Annotated in this window: 14 protein-coding genes; 1 reads left to right on the top strand and 13 read right to left on the bottom strand. The window is 68.7% G+C overall.

Annotated elements, in window-relative coordinates; translation table 11 throughout:
• Position 1 precedes the first annotated feature (1 nt).
• The 6 genes from ccmE to TSO352_RS16260 form a co-directional block, all read right to left on the bottom strand.
• Positions 2–466: a cytochrome c maturation protein CcmE gene (gene ccmE / locus TSO352_RS16285; RefSeq protein ID WP_109108386.1), complete on the bottom strand. Its 465-nt coding sequence runs from the start codon at positions 464–466 to the stop codon at positions 2–4.
• Positions 463–708, bottom strand: a complete 246-nt coding sequence (gene ccmD, locus TSO352_RS16280) for a heme exporter protein CcmD (RefSeq protein WP_109108385.1) — start codon at positions 706–708, stop codon at positions 463–465. The genes ccmE and ccmD overlap by 4 nt, the downstream gene beginning before the upstream one ends.
• A gap of 6 nt (positions 709–714) precedes the next feature.
• A complete protein-coding gene (locus TSO352_RS16275; protein WP_109108384.1) occupies positions 715–1446 on the bottom strand; it encodes a heme ABC transporter permease in 732 nt (243 codons plus the stop codon).
• Between the two features lie 256 nt (positions 1447–1702).
• Positions 1703–2164: an EVE domain-containing protein gene (locus TSO352_RS16270; RefSeq protein WP_109108383.1), complete on the bottom strand. Its 462-nt coding sequence runs from the start codon at positions 2162–2164 to the stop codon at positions 1703–1705.
• Positions 2161–2556, bottom strand: coding sequence for a VOC family protein (locus tag TSO352_RS16265; RefSeq protein ID WP_109108382.1), 396 nt, complete (start codon positions 2554–2556; stop codon positions 2161–2163). The genes TSO352_RS16270 and TSO352_RS16265 overlap by 4 nt, the downstream gene beginning before the upstream one ends.
• Positions 2557–2667: 111 nt before the next feature.
• Positions 2668–3378, bottom strand: coding sequence for a YafY family protein (locus TSO352_RS16260; protein WP_109108381.1), 711 nt, complete (start codon positions 3376–3378; stop codon positions 2668–2670).
• A 108-nt stretch (positions 3379–3486) separates the two neighbouring features.
• Here TSO352_RS16260 and TSO352_RS16255 point away from each other — a divergent pair, with 108 nt between their 5' ends.
• Positions 3487–4221, top strand: a complete 735-nt coding sequence (locus TSO352_RS16255; RefSeq protein WP_109108380.1) for an SDR family oxidoreductase — start codon at positions 3487–3489, stop codon at positions 4219–4221.
• A 78-nt stretch (positions 4222–4299) separates the two neighbouring features.
• Here TSO352_RS16255 and pnp read toward each other — a convergent pair whose 3' ends face one another.
• The 7 genes from pnp to nusA form a co-directional block, all read right to left on the bottom strand.
• Complete coding sequence (pnp, locus tag TSO352_RS16250) at positions 4300–6411, bottom strand: polyribonucleotide nucleotidyltransferase (protein WP_109108379.1); 2112 nt, start codon at positions 6409–6411, stop codon at positions 4300–4302.
• A gap of 378 nt (positions 6412–6789) precedes the next feature.
• Complete coding sequence (gene rpsO, locus TSO352_RS16245; RefSeq protein ID WP_045581302.1) at positions 6790–7059, bottom strand: 30S ribosomal protein S15; 270 nt, start codon at positions 7057–7059, stop codon at positions 6790–6792.
• 17 nt (positions 7060–7076) lie between these two features.
• Positions 7077–8015: a tRNA pseudouridine(55) synthase TruB gene (gene truB / locus TSO352_RS16240; protein ID WP_109108378.1), complete on the bottom strand. Its 939-nt coding sequence runs from the start codon at positions 8013–8015 to the stop codon at positions 7077–7079.
• Positions 8005–8622 carry a 30S ribosome-binding factor RbfA gene (gene rbfA / locus TSO352_RS16235; protein WP_109108377.1) on the bottom strand — a complete coding sequence of 206 codons (618 nt, stop codon included), beginning with the start codon at positions 8620–8622 and terminating at the stop codon, positions 8005–8007. The genes truB and rbfA overlap by 11 nt, the downstream gene beginning before the upstream one ends.
• Before the next feature lie 306 nt (positions 8623–8928).
• Positions 8929–11787 (bottom strand): translation initiation factor IF-2, encoded by a 2859-nt coding sequence (gene infB / locus TSO352_RS16230; protein WP_109108376.1) that lies wholly within the window; start codon positions 11785–11787, stop codon positions 8929–8931.
• Positions 11788–11808: 21 nt separating this feature from the next.
• Positions 11809–12570 (bottom strand): RNA-binding protein, encoded by a 762-nt coding sequence (locus TSO352_RS16225; protein ID WP_109108375.1) that lies wholly within the window; start codon positions 12568–12570, stop codon positions 11809–11811.
• 58 nt (positions 12571–12628) lie between these two features.
• On the bottom strand, positions 12629–14182 hold the full coding sequence (gene nusA / locus TSO352_RS16220; RefSeq protein WP_109108374.1) for a transcription termination factor NusA: 1554 nt from the start codon (positions 14180–14182) through the stop codon (positions 12629–12631).
• Positions 14183–14254 lie beyond the last annotated feature (72 nt).

The following is a 14254-nucleotide window of genomic DNA, read 5'->3' as shown; positions in this document are numbered from 1 at the left end:
GCTACTCCTTCTTCGCGGTCTTCGTCGCGGATTCGGCAGGGTTCTTGTACATGCCGGCCTGCTTCAACGCCTCCGACACCTCGGGCGGCATGTATTTCTCGTCATGCTTGGCCAGCACCTCGCGGGCGACGAAGACGCCGGAGGTCATCCGCCCCTCGGCCACCACGCCCTGGCCCTCGCGGAACAGGTCGGGCAACTGGCCGCGGTAGCGGACGTCGACCGTGTGGGCGGTGTCGGTGACGCGGAAGGCGGTGGTGACGCCATCGGGCAGCTTCTGGACGCTGCCTTCCTCGACCAGCCCGCCCAGGCGGAAATTGCGCTCGCCGACCTGCTGCGTCTGCAGCTGGCTGGGGCTGTAGAAGAAGACGATGTTGTCCTGGAAGGCGGTCAGCGCCAGGGCGGTCGCCGTGCCCAGCCCCAGGAGGGCGAGGCCCAGCATGTAGAGGCGGCGTTTCTTGCGGGTCATCCTTCGCTCGCTTCCGCCGGCGAACCGGCGCTGTTGTCGGCGCTGCCGTTCAGGGACGCCCGTCCGGCGTTGCGAGGCCGGCGGCGCGCCGGGCGGGCGCTTTCCAGCGCCTTCAGCGTCGTCTCGGCGTCGCGCAGCCCCTTCCAGGTCGCGGCCAGCAGCCCCAGCAGGACCAGCGCCGCCAGGGCGTAGGCCGGCCAGACGTAGGCGGCGTAGCCGCCCATGGCAAAAAACTCGTTCATCGTCCCTTACCCCCGCATTCCATCACCGGCCACCGCCAGCCGCAGCGTCTGGATCTTGCGCAGGGCGATCTCGGTGCGCAGGCGCAGGATGACGACCGACAGGAAATAGGCGGTGAAGGCGGCGGCCATCACCAGCAGCGGCGCCAGCATGCTGGCATCGATGGCGGGGCCGCCCATCCGCACCACGCTGGCCGGCTGGTGCAGCGTGTTCCACCAGTCGACCGAGAACTTGATGATCGGCACGTTGACGATGCCGACCAGCAGCAGGATGTTGCCCGCCTTCGTCCCGCGTTGCGGATCGTCGAAGGCGTTCACCAGCGCCATGTAGCCGAGATACAGGAAGAACAGGATCAGCACGCTGGTCAGCCGCGCGTCCCACACCCACCAGGTGCCCCACATCGGCGCCCCCCACAGCGACCCCGTCACCAGGCAGACGAAGGTGAAGCCGGCGCCGATCGGCGCGGCCGCCTTGGCGAACAGGTCGGCCAGCGGGTGCTTCCACACCAGCCCGGCGGCGGCGGCGGCGGCCATGTTGGTGTAGACGAACATGCTCATCCAGGCGGCGGGCACATGGATGTACATGATCCGCACCGTCTCGCCCTGCTGGTAGTCGGGCGGCGAGCCGAACAGGCTGAGCCACAGCCCGAGGATCGTCAGGATCACGGTCGCCCCGGCGCACCACGGCAGCAGCGCGGCCGACAGGCGCAGGAAGCGGGCGGGGTTGGCGAAACGGTGCATGGAACGATGGCCTCGGTACAAAGATGACCTTGGTCAGGCTAGCGGACGATATAGGCGCATGTATGGCGGACTGCGAGGGGTTTCGCCTTGATCTCGGTCAGGAAGCGTCACGGCAGGTTCGACTCTGACACGAAGGTATGAGGGGTGCCACCCCGTTCCGCCTGGATGGGGAACCGACACTGGGACAAGGGATGGGCTGCCAGGAAGGAGACGCCGGCGGCGGGTGGTTTCTTCCCCGCCATCGGCCGGAATTTTGTCAGGCTGCGATACTCGCCGCCGCCAGGACCGCCCCCATGGCCGCGGCGATGAGGTCCATGTCGCCGCCGCTGACCGGCACGAGGCCGAAACGGAACCTGTACCCCCAGTTCCGCTGGCCGGCGGTCAGCTCCAACCGGTCGAGCAGGGGCTGGATCGGCACCTCGTCGGCCGGCCACCACGCCACGTCGCGCCGGAAGGGGACGAAGCCGCCGCCCATGTCGAAGGGGTAGGGATCGCCCGGCAGGACCTTGCCGATGGCGGTGAAGGCCTTCAGCCCGTCCGCCGCGCCGAAACGGTCGGTCGGGGAGTAGTAGGCGACCCGGTCGCCCGGCCGGATCCGCCGCAGCGGCGCCGCCTTGCCGTGGCAGACCTGCATGAAGCCGCCGGCCCGTCCGCGCCGGACATGCTCGGCGCTGGCGACCGCGATCCAGGCGCCGGCCCCGGTGACGACGCCGCTCATTGGTGGGCCCCGGCGTCGTCGGCCTGCGGCGGCAACGGCGCGAACACGCGCAGCCGGTGACCGTCGGGGTCGAGTGCCACGAAGGTATGACCGAAATCCATCGCCGTCGGCGCCTGCAGGATCGGCAGGCCGCGGGCGCTCCAGTCGGCGTGGGTGGCGCGGACCGCCGCCGCGTCGGCCACGGTGAAGGCGATCTCGCCGCCGCCGGGTGCCGTCGCCGCCGGCTCCACCGTGTGGCGTGACCACAGGCCCAGCATCAACCCCTCTCCCGCGGCGAACATCGCGAAGGTGGCGGAGGCTTCCACCGGCGGTTTGCCCAGCAGGTCGGCGTAGAAGGCGGCGCTGGCGACCGGGCTGTCGACGTAGAGAAGGACGAAATCGAGGGTGGGCATCGCTGGCTCCATCATGGGGTGATCGTCGTGTGGTGATGGAGCGAAGCCTAAGCCGCCATGCTGTCAGTTTCTGGCAGCAGTGATCGGGCAGCGGTGATCGGGGTGGCGCGATCAGGGTTGCGGAATGCCCTCCGCCGCCCGCCACTCCTTCAGCATCGCCTGCCGGCGGCGGGGATAGCGGCTGTCGGTCAGCGTCAGCGCCTGGATGCGGTCGGTGCGGAAATGGCGGAAGGACTGGCGCAGCTCGCACCACGCCACCACCACCCGCACCCGGTCGAAGAAGCCCAGCGCGAAGGGCCAGACGGTGCGCCGGCTGTCCGATCCGTCGCGGTCGCGGTAGGACAGCTCCAGCTTGCGTTCGCTGCGGATGGCGGCGCGGATGGTCGCCAGTTCGGCGTCGCCGGCCGCGACGCTCTTATCGCCTGCGCCGATCGGCTCACCGGGACCGACCAGCAGGGCGGAGCCGTCCAGCCCGTCGCGCTTGTCCGGCGGCAGCACCGCGGCGATCTTGGCGAGCGCGTTGCGCGCCGCCCCGCCCAGCCGGCTGTCGCCGCGGTCGACCACCCAGCGCGACCCCAGCACCAGCGCCTCGATCTCCTCCTCGGTGAACATCAGCGGCGGCAGCAGGAATCCGGCGCGCAGCAGATAGCCGACTCCCGGCTCGCCCTCGATCGCCGCGCCCTGCGCCTGGAGGGTCGCGATGTCGCGGTAGAGCGTGCGCAGGCTGACGCCGAGTTCGGCCGCGAGCGCTCGCCCGCTGACCGGCTGGCGATGCCGCCGCAGCACCTGCATCAGATCGAGGAGACGTTCGGCGCGCGACATGGGGACCCGCGGGTGGAGGGCAGGGGGCGGGACGGTGGGTTTGGGCTGTTCGCCCCGGTCTGTCGAGCATAGTGTCGCGATGGTTGCGGCTCAACCCAGGGGGACCTCATGACCACCATCCTGATCACCGGTGGCGGGCGGGGAATCGGCCGGTCCGTCGCGCTGCTGGCCGGCGGCCGCGGCTGGTCGGTGGCCATCAATTACGTCGGCAACGACGCCGCCGCCCGGGAAACCGCCGATGCGGTGCGGGCGGCGGGCGGGCAGGCGGAGACGCTGCGCGGCGACGTGGCGGTCGAAGCCGACGTGGTCGCCATGTTCCAGGCGGCGGAAGAGCGGCTTGGGCCGCTCGACGGCGTGGTCGTCAACGCCGGCATCGTCGCGCCCTCCTGCCCGCTGGCCGAGATGGAGGCCGAGCGCATGCGCCGCGTGTTCGAGGTGAACGTCTTCGGCGCCTATCTGTGCGCGCGGGAGAGCGCACGCCGTCTGGCGCCACGCGGGAGCGGATCGATCGTCCTGGTGTCCTCGGCTGCGGCCCGGCTCGGCTCACCCTTCGAGTATGTCGATTATGCCGGGTCGAAGGCGGCGCTCGACACGCTGGCCATTGGATTGTCGAAGGAACTCGGGCCGCAAGGCGTCCGGGTCAACGCGGTCCGGCCCGGTCTGATCGACACCGACATCCACGCCAGCGGCGGTCAGCCCGGCCGCGCCCAGCGTCTGGGCGTCAACGCCCCCCTCGGCCGGGCCGGTCGGGCGGACGAGGTGGCCGAGGCCATTGTCTGGCTGTTGAGCGACGCCGCGTCCTACACCACCGGGGCGATTCTCGACGTGGCTGGCGGGCGCTGACGTCCCCGCGGACGGCAAAGAAAAAGCCCCGGTTCTTGCGAACCGGGGCTTTTCGTTACCCGAACCGGGTGGGACGGATCACTCCGCCTTCTTGGTCAGGTCTTCGCCGGTGGCTTGGTCGACCTGCTTCATCGACAGCTTGACCTTGCCGCGGTCGTCGAAGCCGATGACCTTGACCTTCACCGAGTCACCCTGGGCGACGACGTCCGACACCTTGCCGACGCGCTGCTGCGCCAGTTCGGAGATGTGGACGAGGCCGTCGCGCGAACCCAGGAAGTTCACGAAGGCGCCGAAATCGACGACCTTCACCACCTTGCCGGTGTAGACGACGTTCATCTCCGGCTCGGCGACGATGCCCTTGATCCACTCGATGGCGGCGTCCGACTTCTTCTGGTCGACCGCCGACACCTTGACGGTGCCGTCGTCGTCGATGTCGATCTTCGCGCCGGTCTGCTCGACGATCTCGCGGATCACCTTGCCGCCGGAGCCGATCACGTCGCGGATCTTCTCCTTCGGGATGTTGATCACGGTGATGCGCGGGGCGTTCTCGTTGACGCCTTCACGGGCGCCGGTCAGCGCCTTCGACATCTCGCCCAGGATGTGCAGGCGGCCGTCCTTGGCCTGACCCAGCGCGATCTTCATGATCTCCTCGGTGATCGAGGTGATCTTGATGTCCATCTGCAGCGCGGTGACGCCGACTTCCGTCCCGGCCACCTTGAAGTCCATGTCGCCGAGGTGATCCTCGTCGCCCAGGATGTCCGACAGGACGGCGAAGCCGTGGTCTTCCTTGATCAGGCCCATGGCGATGCCGGCGACCGGACGGATCAGCGGCGCACCGGCGTCCATCAGCGACAGCGAGGTGCCGCAGACGGTGGCCATCGAGGAGGAGCCGTTGGACTCGGTGACTTCCGACACGACACGCAGGGTGTAGGGGAAATCTTCCTTCTTCGGCAGCAGCGGGTGGATGGCGCGCCACGCCAGCTTGCCGTGGCCGATCTCGCGACGGCCCGGGCTGCCCATGCGGCCGGCTTCACCCACCGAGTACGGGGGGAAGTTGTAGTGCAGCATGAAGTGCTCGCGGTACTCGCCTTCGAGCGCGTCGATGATCTGCTCGTCCTGGCTGGTGCCCAGCGTGGTCACGACCAGCGCCTGGGTTTCGCCGCGGGTGAACAGGGCCGAGCCGTGGGCGCGCGGCAGGATGCCGACCTCCGACACGATCGGGCGCACGGTCTTGGTGTCGCGGCCGTCGATGCGGCGGCCGGTCTTCAGGACGGCACCGCGCAGGATGTCGGCTTCCAGCTCCTTGAACTCGAAACCGATCGACTGGGCGTCGAACTCTTCGGCCAGGGCTTCCAGGGCCTTCGCCTTGGCGGCGCCGACCTTCTCGTAGCGGCTCTGCTTCACCGTCTCGGTGTAGGCGGCCTCGACGTCGGAACCGACGGTGGCGCGCAGGCGGGCCTTCAGGGCCGGGCGGTCATAGGCCGGCTCCGGCAGGTCCCACGGCTCCTTGGCGGCTTCCTCGGCCAGGTCGATGATCATGTTGATCACCGGCTGGAAGTTGGTGTGGCCGAACATGACGGCGCCCAGCATGACCTCCTCGGTCAGCTCCTTGGCTTCCGATTCGACCATCAGCACGCCTTCGATGGTGCCGGCGACGACCAGGTCCAGATCGCTGTCGCCGACCTCGTCCCGGGTCGGGTTCAGGATGTACTGGCCATTCTTGTAGCCGACGCGGGCGGCGGCGATCGGGCCCAGGAACGGGATGCCGGAGATCGTCAGCGCGGCCGAGGCGCCGACCATCGCGACGACGTCCGGATCGTTCTCCAGATCGTGGCTCAGCACGGTGCAGACGACCTGGGTCTCGTTGCGGAAGCCATCGGCGAACAGCGGACGGATCGGACGGTCGATCAGGCGGCTGACCAGCGTCTCCTTCTCGGTCGGACGGCCTTCACGCTTGAAGAAGCCACCGGGAATCTTGCCGGCCGCGAAGGCCTTTTCCTGGTAATTGACGGTCAGCGGGAAGAAATCGACGCCCGGCTTCGGCGCCTTGGCGGCGACGGCGGTGCACAGGACGGTGGTGTCGCCGTAGGTCACCAGAACGGCGCCATTGGCCTGACGAGCGATCTTGCCCGTCTCCAGGACCAGCTTGCGGCCGCCCCATTCGATTTCTTTACGATGAACAGTGAACATGGATTCTTTCCTTCCATCCGACACCCTGAAAAACGGCCGGATTGCCGCTCAAGGCCGGGGCCATCGGTCGTAGGACCCCGCGAGAAAGCATTGGATGTGGTGCACGACAACAGGAATAACGAAGCAAGATAGAGGCGCGGCGGATGCAAAAAAGGCCGGTCCCCGAAGAAAACGGGCCGGCCCAACCGTCACGAAACGCTCAAGATCGAGTTTCTATTGCCATAAACCAATGACGAGTTCCGAAATGATGCAGCCGTAAACACCGCGGCCTCGCGGGCCGACGCCCCGGCCATCGCGCCATGTCCGCCGGAACCCGAAGGTTCGGCGGGACGGCGGTTGGGCCGGGGGTCGCGTCCGGTCACGGAAACCGTGCGCCGATCAGCGGCGCAGGCCCAGACGCTCGATCAGCGTGGCGTAGCGCGAGTTGTCCTTCTTCTTGAGATAGTCAAGAAGACGACGACGCTGGCCGACCATCACCAGAAGACCACGGCGGGAGTGGAAGTCCTTCTTGTGGCTCTTCAGGTGTTCGGTCAGGTTGCTGATGCGCTCCGTCAGGATCGACACCTGGACCTCGGGCGAACCGGTATCGGCCTCACCGCGCGAATATTCCTTGATCAGCTCTTGCTTGCGCTCGGGCGTAATCGACATCGGGGTCTCCTAAATCTTCAGAGGTTGAGAACGCGCACCGGACGGACCTCCGCCCCCTCGACACGGGCCAACGCCACCGGCTTTCCGCCGAAAAGCGCAATGACGGTGCCATCCCCACCGTCAGCCCCCTGAAGCGCCATCAGGCGTTCACGGTCCTGCCGGGTGAGGAGAGCGACCGTCTGGCCGTGCCTCAGTCGGTGCGCTTCCGCTTCGGTCAGGGCCAGCGCCGGGATGTCGTCCAGCGCGGTCTCGATCGGCAACAGAAGTCGTTCGACGGCGGCACCTTGCTCGATTGCCGCCAATTCGTCCAGGGAAATCGCGCCGTCCAGCGTGAAGGGACCGACGCGCAGGCGGCGCAGCAGCCCGACATGACCGACGGTGCCCAGCGCTTCCGCCAGGTCGCGGGCCAGCGAACGGACGTAGGTGCCCTTGCCGCAATCGACCTCGAACAGGGCGTGATCGGCGTCGGGTTCCTCGACCAGTTCGAAGCGGTCGATGCGCACGGTGCGGGCGGCCAGATCGACCGCGTCGCCCTCGCGGGCGATGTCGTAGGCGCGCTCGCCGCCGATCTTGATGGCGCAGAACTGCGGCGGCACCTGCTCGATTTCACCCAGGAAGGCGGGCAGGGCGGCGCGGATCGCCTCGGTCGACGGCCGGTGGTCGGAGCGGTCGATCACCTCGCCCTCGCGGTCGTCGGTGCTGGTGCGCTCGCCCCAGCGGATGGAGAAACGGTAGGTCTTGGCGCCGTCCATGGCGTAGGACACCGTCTTGGTCGCCTCGCCCAGCGCGATCGGCAGGATGCCGGTCGCCAGCGGGTCGAGCGTGCCGCCGTGTCCGGCCTTTTCGGCGTTCAGCAGGCGGCGCACCTTCGACAGCGCCTGGGTGGAGGTCATGCCTTCGGGCTTGTCGAGCACGATCCAGCCATGGATCGGCGTACCCTTGCGCTTACGAGCCACGACGGCCGCCCCGGCTCTCGTCGTCGGCCTCGCCCTTGCTCTCATCGTCGAGCATGGCGCGGTCCTCGTCCTCGTCTTCGGCGTCCTCGTCCGCCTCGTCGGGGCCGAGGTCGTCGTCCTCACCGTCCTCGTCGTCGTCCTCGTCCCAGCCGTCGTCCTCATCCTCGTCATGGTCGTCGTCGCCGTTGACGCGGCCCAGCGGATGACCGCCGAGGTCGCGGGCGACCTCCGGGCTGTGCAGGATGTTGTCGATGTGGTGGGCGTAGTCGAACGAGGTGTCGGCCTCGAAGGTCAGCGTCGGCGCGTGGCGCAGGTTGACCATGCGGGCGACCTGGCCGCGCAGGAAGGCGGCGGCCCGCCGCAGCGCGGTCTGCGCCTCCTCCATCCGCTCGCCGCCCAGCGTCGCGTAGAAGACGGTGGCATTCGACAGATCGGGGCTGACCCGCACCTCGGTGATGGTGACGTTCAGCGAGGCCAACTCCGGATCGTAGAAGTCCCCGCGGCGGAACAGGTCGGCGAGCGCGTGGCGCAATTCCTCGCCGACGCGCAGTTGCCGTTGGGACGGGGGCTTGCCGGCGACGAACGCGCCGCGCTTCTTGCTGGCCATGGTCGATGTCTTTCGTCGGTGTCTTGTGCCGGGGCCGGTTCAGGTCTCCGGCTGATCACACATGGGGACCTGCCACCCCAACCTACCCCTGAACCGTTCCCATTGGGGGAGGGGATGGGGTGGGGGTTTGTGTCGGCTGCTCCCGCGGGAGCAAAGCAACAGAAGTTCCGATCACCGCAGTGAAATAGGGCGCAGGACATGTCCCACGCCCCCACACAGAAGAAGAACCGCCCGGCCCGCTCCGGTGATCCATCGCAAGATGGGCCGGAAGGGGCCGGGCGGGCCGTCGATCCTACAGCGTCGACCTTACAGCTCCCGAGCGATTTCCTCGATCTCGAAGGCTTCGATCTGGTCGCCGGCCTGGATGTTGTCGTAGTTCTCGAAGGCCATGCCGCACTCGTAACCCTCGCGGACGTCCTTGACCTCGTCCTTGAAGCGCTTGAGCGTCTTGAGCGTGCCTTCGTGAATGACGACGTTGTCGCGCAGCAGGCGGACGCCGGCGCCGCGCTTGACGGTGCCCTGCGTGACCATACAACCGGCAACCTTGCCGACCTTCGTGATGTTGAACACCTCGCGGATCGTCGCGTAACCGATGAAGCGTTCCCGCAGCGTCGGCGACAGCAGACCGGTCAGCGCCGCCTTCACGTCGTCGATCACGTTGTAGATGATCGAGTAGTAGCGGATCTCCACGCCGTCGCGCTTGGCGAGGTCGCGGGCCTGCGGGTTGGCGCGGACGTTGAAGCCGATGATCATCGCGTTGGACGCGTTCGCCAGCGTGATGTCGGACTCGTTGATCGCACCGACCGAGTTGTGCAGGACGCGGACCTTGACCTCGGTGTTCTCGGCCGTGAGCTTCTCCAGCGAGCTGGCGATGGCTTCGATCGAGCCCTGCACGTCGCCCTTGATGACGACCGGCAGTTCCTTGGCCTCGCCGGCCTGGATGCGGCTGAACATGTCCTGCAGCGAACCGCGGGCCGAGGCCGCCACCGCCGCTTCGCGCTTCTTGCGCTGGCGGAACTCGGCGATCTCGCGGGCACGGGCTTCGGACTCGACGACGGAGAAGTCGTCGCCGGCCATCGGCGTGCCGTTCAGGCCCAGGACCTCCACGGGCACGGCCGGGGCCGCCTCGTTGACGGTCTGGCCGCGGTCGTTGATCAGGGCGCGGACGCGGCCCCATTCGGCACCGGTCACGAACACGTCGCCGACCTTCAGCGTGCCGCGCTGGACCAGCACGGTGGCCACCGAACCGCGACCACGCTCCAGCTTCGCCTCGATGACGACGCCTTCGGCGGCCCGCTCGGAGTTGGCGCGCAGCTCCAGGATTTCCGCCTGGAGCAGGATGGCCTCTTCCAGCTTGTGCAGGTTGAGCTTGGCCTTGGCCGACACCTCGACGTCGAGCACATCGCCGCCCATCTCTTCCACCACCAGCTCGTGCTGGAGCAGTTCCTGGCGGACACGCTCCGGCTTGGCATCCGGCAGGTCGCACTTGTTGATGGCGACGATGATCGGAACCTTGGCGGCCTTGGCGTGGCGGATCGCCTCGATGGTCTGCGGCATGACGCCGTCGTTGGCGGCGACCACCAGCACGACCACGTCGGTGACGTTGGCGCCGCGGGCACGCATCTCGGTGAAGGCGGCGTGACCGGGTGTGTCGATGAAGGTGATCTTCGCACCCGACTCCAGCTGCACCTGATAGGCGCCGATGTGCTGGGTGATGCCGCCGGCCTCGCCCGACACCACGTCGGTCTGGCGCAGCGCGTCGAGCAGCGAGGTCTTGCCGTGGTCGACGTGGCCCATGATCGTGACGACCGGGGGACGCGAGACCAGGACCGCACCCTCTTCCTCGGTGGCGCGCAGGCCGATTTCGACGTCGGCCTCCGACACGCGGCGGACGCGGTGCCCGAACTCGGTGATCAGCAGCTCGGCGGTGTCGGCGTCGATGGTCTGGTTGATGGTGGCCATCACGCCCATGCGCATCAGCGCCTTGATGACGTCGGCGCCACGCTCGGCCATGCGGTTGGCCAGCTCCTGGACGGTGATGACTTCCGGCAGCACGACGTCGCGGGTGACCTTCGCCGTCTCCTGACGGCTCATCTGGCGCAGGCGTTCACGCTCGCGGGCACGGCGCACGGCGGCCAGCGACCGGGTGCGGTCGCTGCCATCGTCGCTGAGCGCCTGCGAGACGGTCATCTTGGAGCCCTTGCGGCGGTCGGCGCCGACCGGAGCCTTGGCGGCCGGACGGGCCGGCGCGGCCTTGGCCGGAGCACCACTGCGCCCACCCTTGCGGCGGGTGTCGTCCTCTTCCTCGGCGCGGGCCGGGGCGGCACCGACGCCCGGCTGCGGACGGCCGGGAGCGGCGTCGGCGGCGGGGCGGGCCGGAGCGGCGCCACCGGGGCGCTGGTCGGCACCCGGACGGGCACCCACCGGACGCGCGCCATCGCGGCCGGCGCCGTCGCGGCCGCCGTCACGGCGGGGCGCCGGCTCGGCGTCGCGACGCTTGGCGTCCTCGACTTCCTTGCGCTTGGCTTCTTCTTCCTTGCGGCGGCGCTCGGCCTCTTCGGCGATCTTGCGCTCGGCCTCCTGGATGGCGCGCATCTCGTCCAGCTCGCGCTGGCGCAAGGTGTCGGCGTCCAGGATGACGGGCGGCATGTCGTCCTGCGCGGCCGGGGCCGGGGCCTGGGCATCGGCGGATGCCGGCGGGGCGGCGTCGGGCGGAGCGATCTCCGGTTCAGCGGCGGCGCGTTCGGCGGCCTCGACGGCGCGGGCTTCGGCGCGGACCGCCTCTTCCTCGGCCTCGACACGGCGCTGTTCTTCGAACGCGGCGGCGCCACGAAGCGCGCGCAGGCGCGATTCCAGCTCTTCACGGGTCAACTGGCGCCCGGCAGGGGCACCGCCGCCGCGGGGCCGCTGGCCCCCCGACGCACCGCGAATGGGCAGGCCCTGGGCAGCCTGACGGGCGGCGGCGCCGCCGTCGGCGACGCCGGGCACGGCACCCTTTTCAACATGACGCTTGCGCTTGACCTCGACGGTCACCGCTTTTGACCGGCCATGGGAGAAGCTCTGCCGGACCTGGGTCTCGACCGGCTTCTTCGACTCCAGCTTTCCTTTGCTGGCGCCGGTTAGGTGCAAGACTTTTTTCTGGTCCTGGTCGTTGCTATCGGTCATCGGTTCCCGAGTGGTCAGACGTTACATCGCAGGCCGGCCGGCCGAATCGCCGACTCCCCAGCCCTTATCAGATACCTGTTGCCCCGCAGGACCTCGGAGTCCCTTGAGGCGGGCCGCGTCGCGGGCCAGCCCTGAAGCCAGCCTGCCCCGCGCCACAACGGCGTGCACCGCGTGATCGCGCCCCAGCGCCGCGGCCAAGGCCGACGACACGAACAGGTCGATCACGGGCAGCGACGGCGCGAGCGCCGTCACCTTGCCGCGCTGGTCCAGCGAGCCGTCGGCGGCTTCGACCAGCAGGGCCGGCGGGGGACCCGCACGACCGACCTGGTTGGCCTTCAACGCCTCGCGCACCTTCTCATACCCCGCCAGGACGTGTCCGGCACGGCGGGCGAGGCCCAAGCCGTTCAGACAACGCCGCTCCAGCAGCCGGTCCAGCCTTTCGGCCAGATCGGGCGGCACCTTGACCGCCCGCCGTGCCGCCTTGGCGAACACCGATTTGCTCATGGCCTTCGCCAGGGCATCCCGGTCGGCCGTGACCCAAAGGCCTCGGCCAGGCAGCGCTTCTTCCAGATCCGGAACCACCTCGCCGTCGGGGGCGATCACGAACCGGATCATACCCCCCTTCGGGTGGACCGTGCCCGACGCGATGCAGCGGCGCAGGGGCCCCTTCTCGTCGTCCGCCGGCAGGCGTTCCGTCTCTGCGACCTCGTGCTCTGCAGCGTCGAGGTCGGGCACCGCGTCCTCGGCGGCGGTCGGTGTCCGTTCGTCGTTCCGTTCGGTCATCCGATCGTCATCCGCTCACGCGGTCCCAAAATTGTTCCAATCGGCGTGCGGGCCCTTGTCAGGCCTGCGCGCCCTGTCCCTCGGCCGAACCCTCGGCGACCGGAGCGACCGCGGCGGCTTCGCCACCTTGGCCTTCACCCTCGAACCAGTGGGCGCGCGCGGCCATGATGATCGCGTTCGCCTCCTCTTCCGAGGGGCCGTCCTTGCCCAGGATTTCGACCAGCTCGTCGCCGGCCAGGTCGGCCAGATCGTCCAGCGTCTTCACGCCGTTCTCACCCAGCTTGACCAACTGCACGGCGGTGAAGCCGGTCAGTTCGGCGATGATGTCCTCGACGCCCAGCTCCAGCCGGCGCTCGTTCGCCACCGTATCCTGCTCTTCCAGGAAGGCGAGCGCACGCTGCTTCAGCTCGTCGGCGACCGACTCGTCGAAGCCTTCGATCTCGGCCAGCTCCTCGGTCTCGACGTAGGCGATCTCCTCGACCGAGGTGAAGCCTTCGGCGACCAGCAGGTGGGCGATCACGTCGTCGACGTCCAGCGCCTTCATGAACAGGCCGGACCGGCTGTGGATTTCCTCGGACCGGCGCTCCGACTCTTCCTGTTCGGTCAGGATGTCGATGTCCCAGCCGGTCAGCATCGAGGCGAGGCGCACGTTCTGGCCGCGGCGGCCGATGGCCAGCGACAGCTGGTCGTCCGGCACCACCACCTCGATGCGGTGGTTGTCGTCGTCCAGCACGACCTTGGCGACCTCGGCCGGGGCCAGGGCGTTGACGACGAAGGTTGCCGCCTCGCTGGCCCAGGGAATAATGTCGATCTTCTCGCCCTGCAGCTCGCCGACGACGGCCTGGACGCGGCTGCCGCGCATGCCGACGCAGGCGCCGACCGGGTCGATCGAGCTGTCGTTGCTGTGCACGGCGATCTTGGCGCGCGACCCCGGATCGCGGGCGACCGCCCGGATCTCGATGATGCCGTCGTAGATCTCCGGCACTTCCTGGGCGAACAGCTTCGCCATGAACATGGGATGCGTGCGCGACAGGAAGATCTGTGGGCCGCGCGGTTCCTCGCGGACGTCGAAGATGTAGGCGCGGACGCGGTCGCCGTTCTTGAAGTGCTCGCGCGGCAGCAGCTCGTCGCGGCGCAGGATCGCTTCGGCGCGGCCCAGGTCGACGGTGACGTTGCCGTACTCGACGCGCTTGACCAGACCGTTGACGATCTCGCCGTTGCGGTCCTTGTACTCGTTGAACTGGCGCTTGCGCTCGGCGTCGCGCACCTTCTGCACGATGACCTGCTTGGCGGTCTGCGCGGCGATGCGGCCGAAATCGATGGGCGGCAGCGGATCGACCAGGAAGTCGCCGAGCTTGGCGCCCGGCTTGCGGCGCTGGGCGTAGGGCAGGGTGACCTGCGTCGCCTCGTTCTCCACCGTCTCGACCACCTCCAGGTGGCGGGTCAGGTGGATGTCGCCGGTCTTGCGGTCGATGCGGGCGCGGATGTCGTGCTCATGGCCGTACTTGGAGCGGCCGGCCTTCTGAATCGCCTGCTCCATCGCCTCCAGGACCTCGTCCCGGTCGATGTTCTTTTCGCGGGCGACCGCGTCAGCGACTTGCAGCAGTTCCATCCGTTACACTTCCTGAGTCGGTCTTGCGTGATGCCGGTCTTGCGTTATGCATGGACGGCGGGTCGGCGTCAG

It is taken from the genome of Azospirillum sp. TSO35-2, assembly GCF_003116095.1.
Taxonomy (GTDB): domain Bacteria; phylum Pseudomonadota; class Alphaproteobacteria; order Azospirillales; family Azospirillaceae; genus Azospirillum.
Note: the sequence above shows the minus strand (reverse complement) of the source record. Positions and strands in the feature narration are given on the sequence as shown.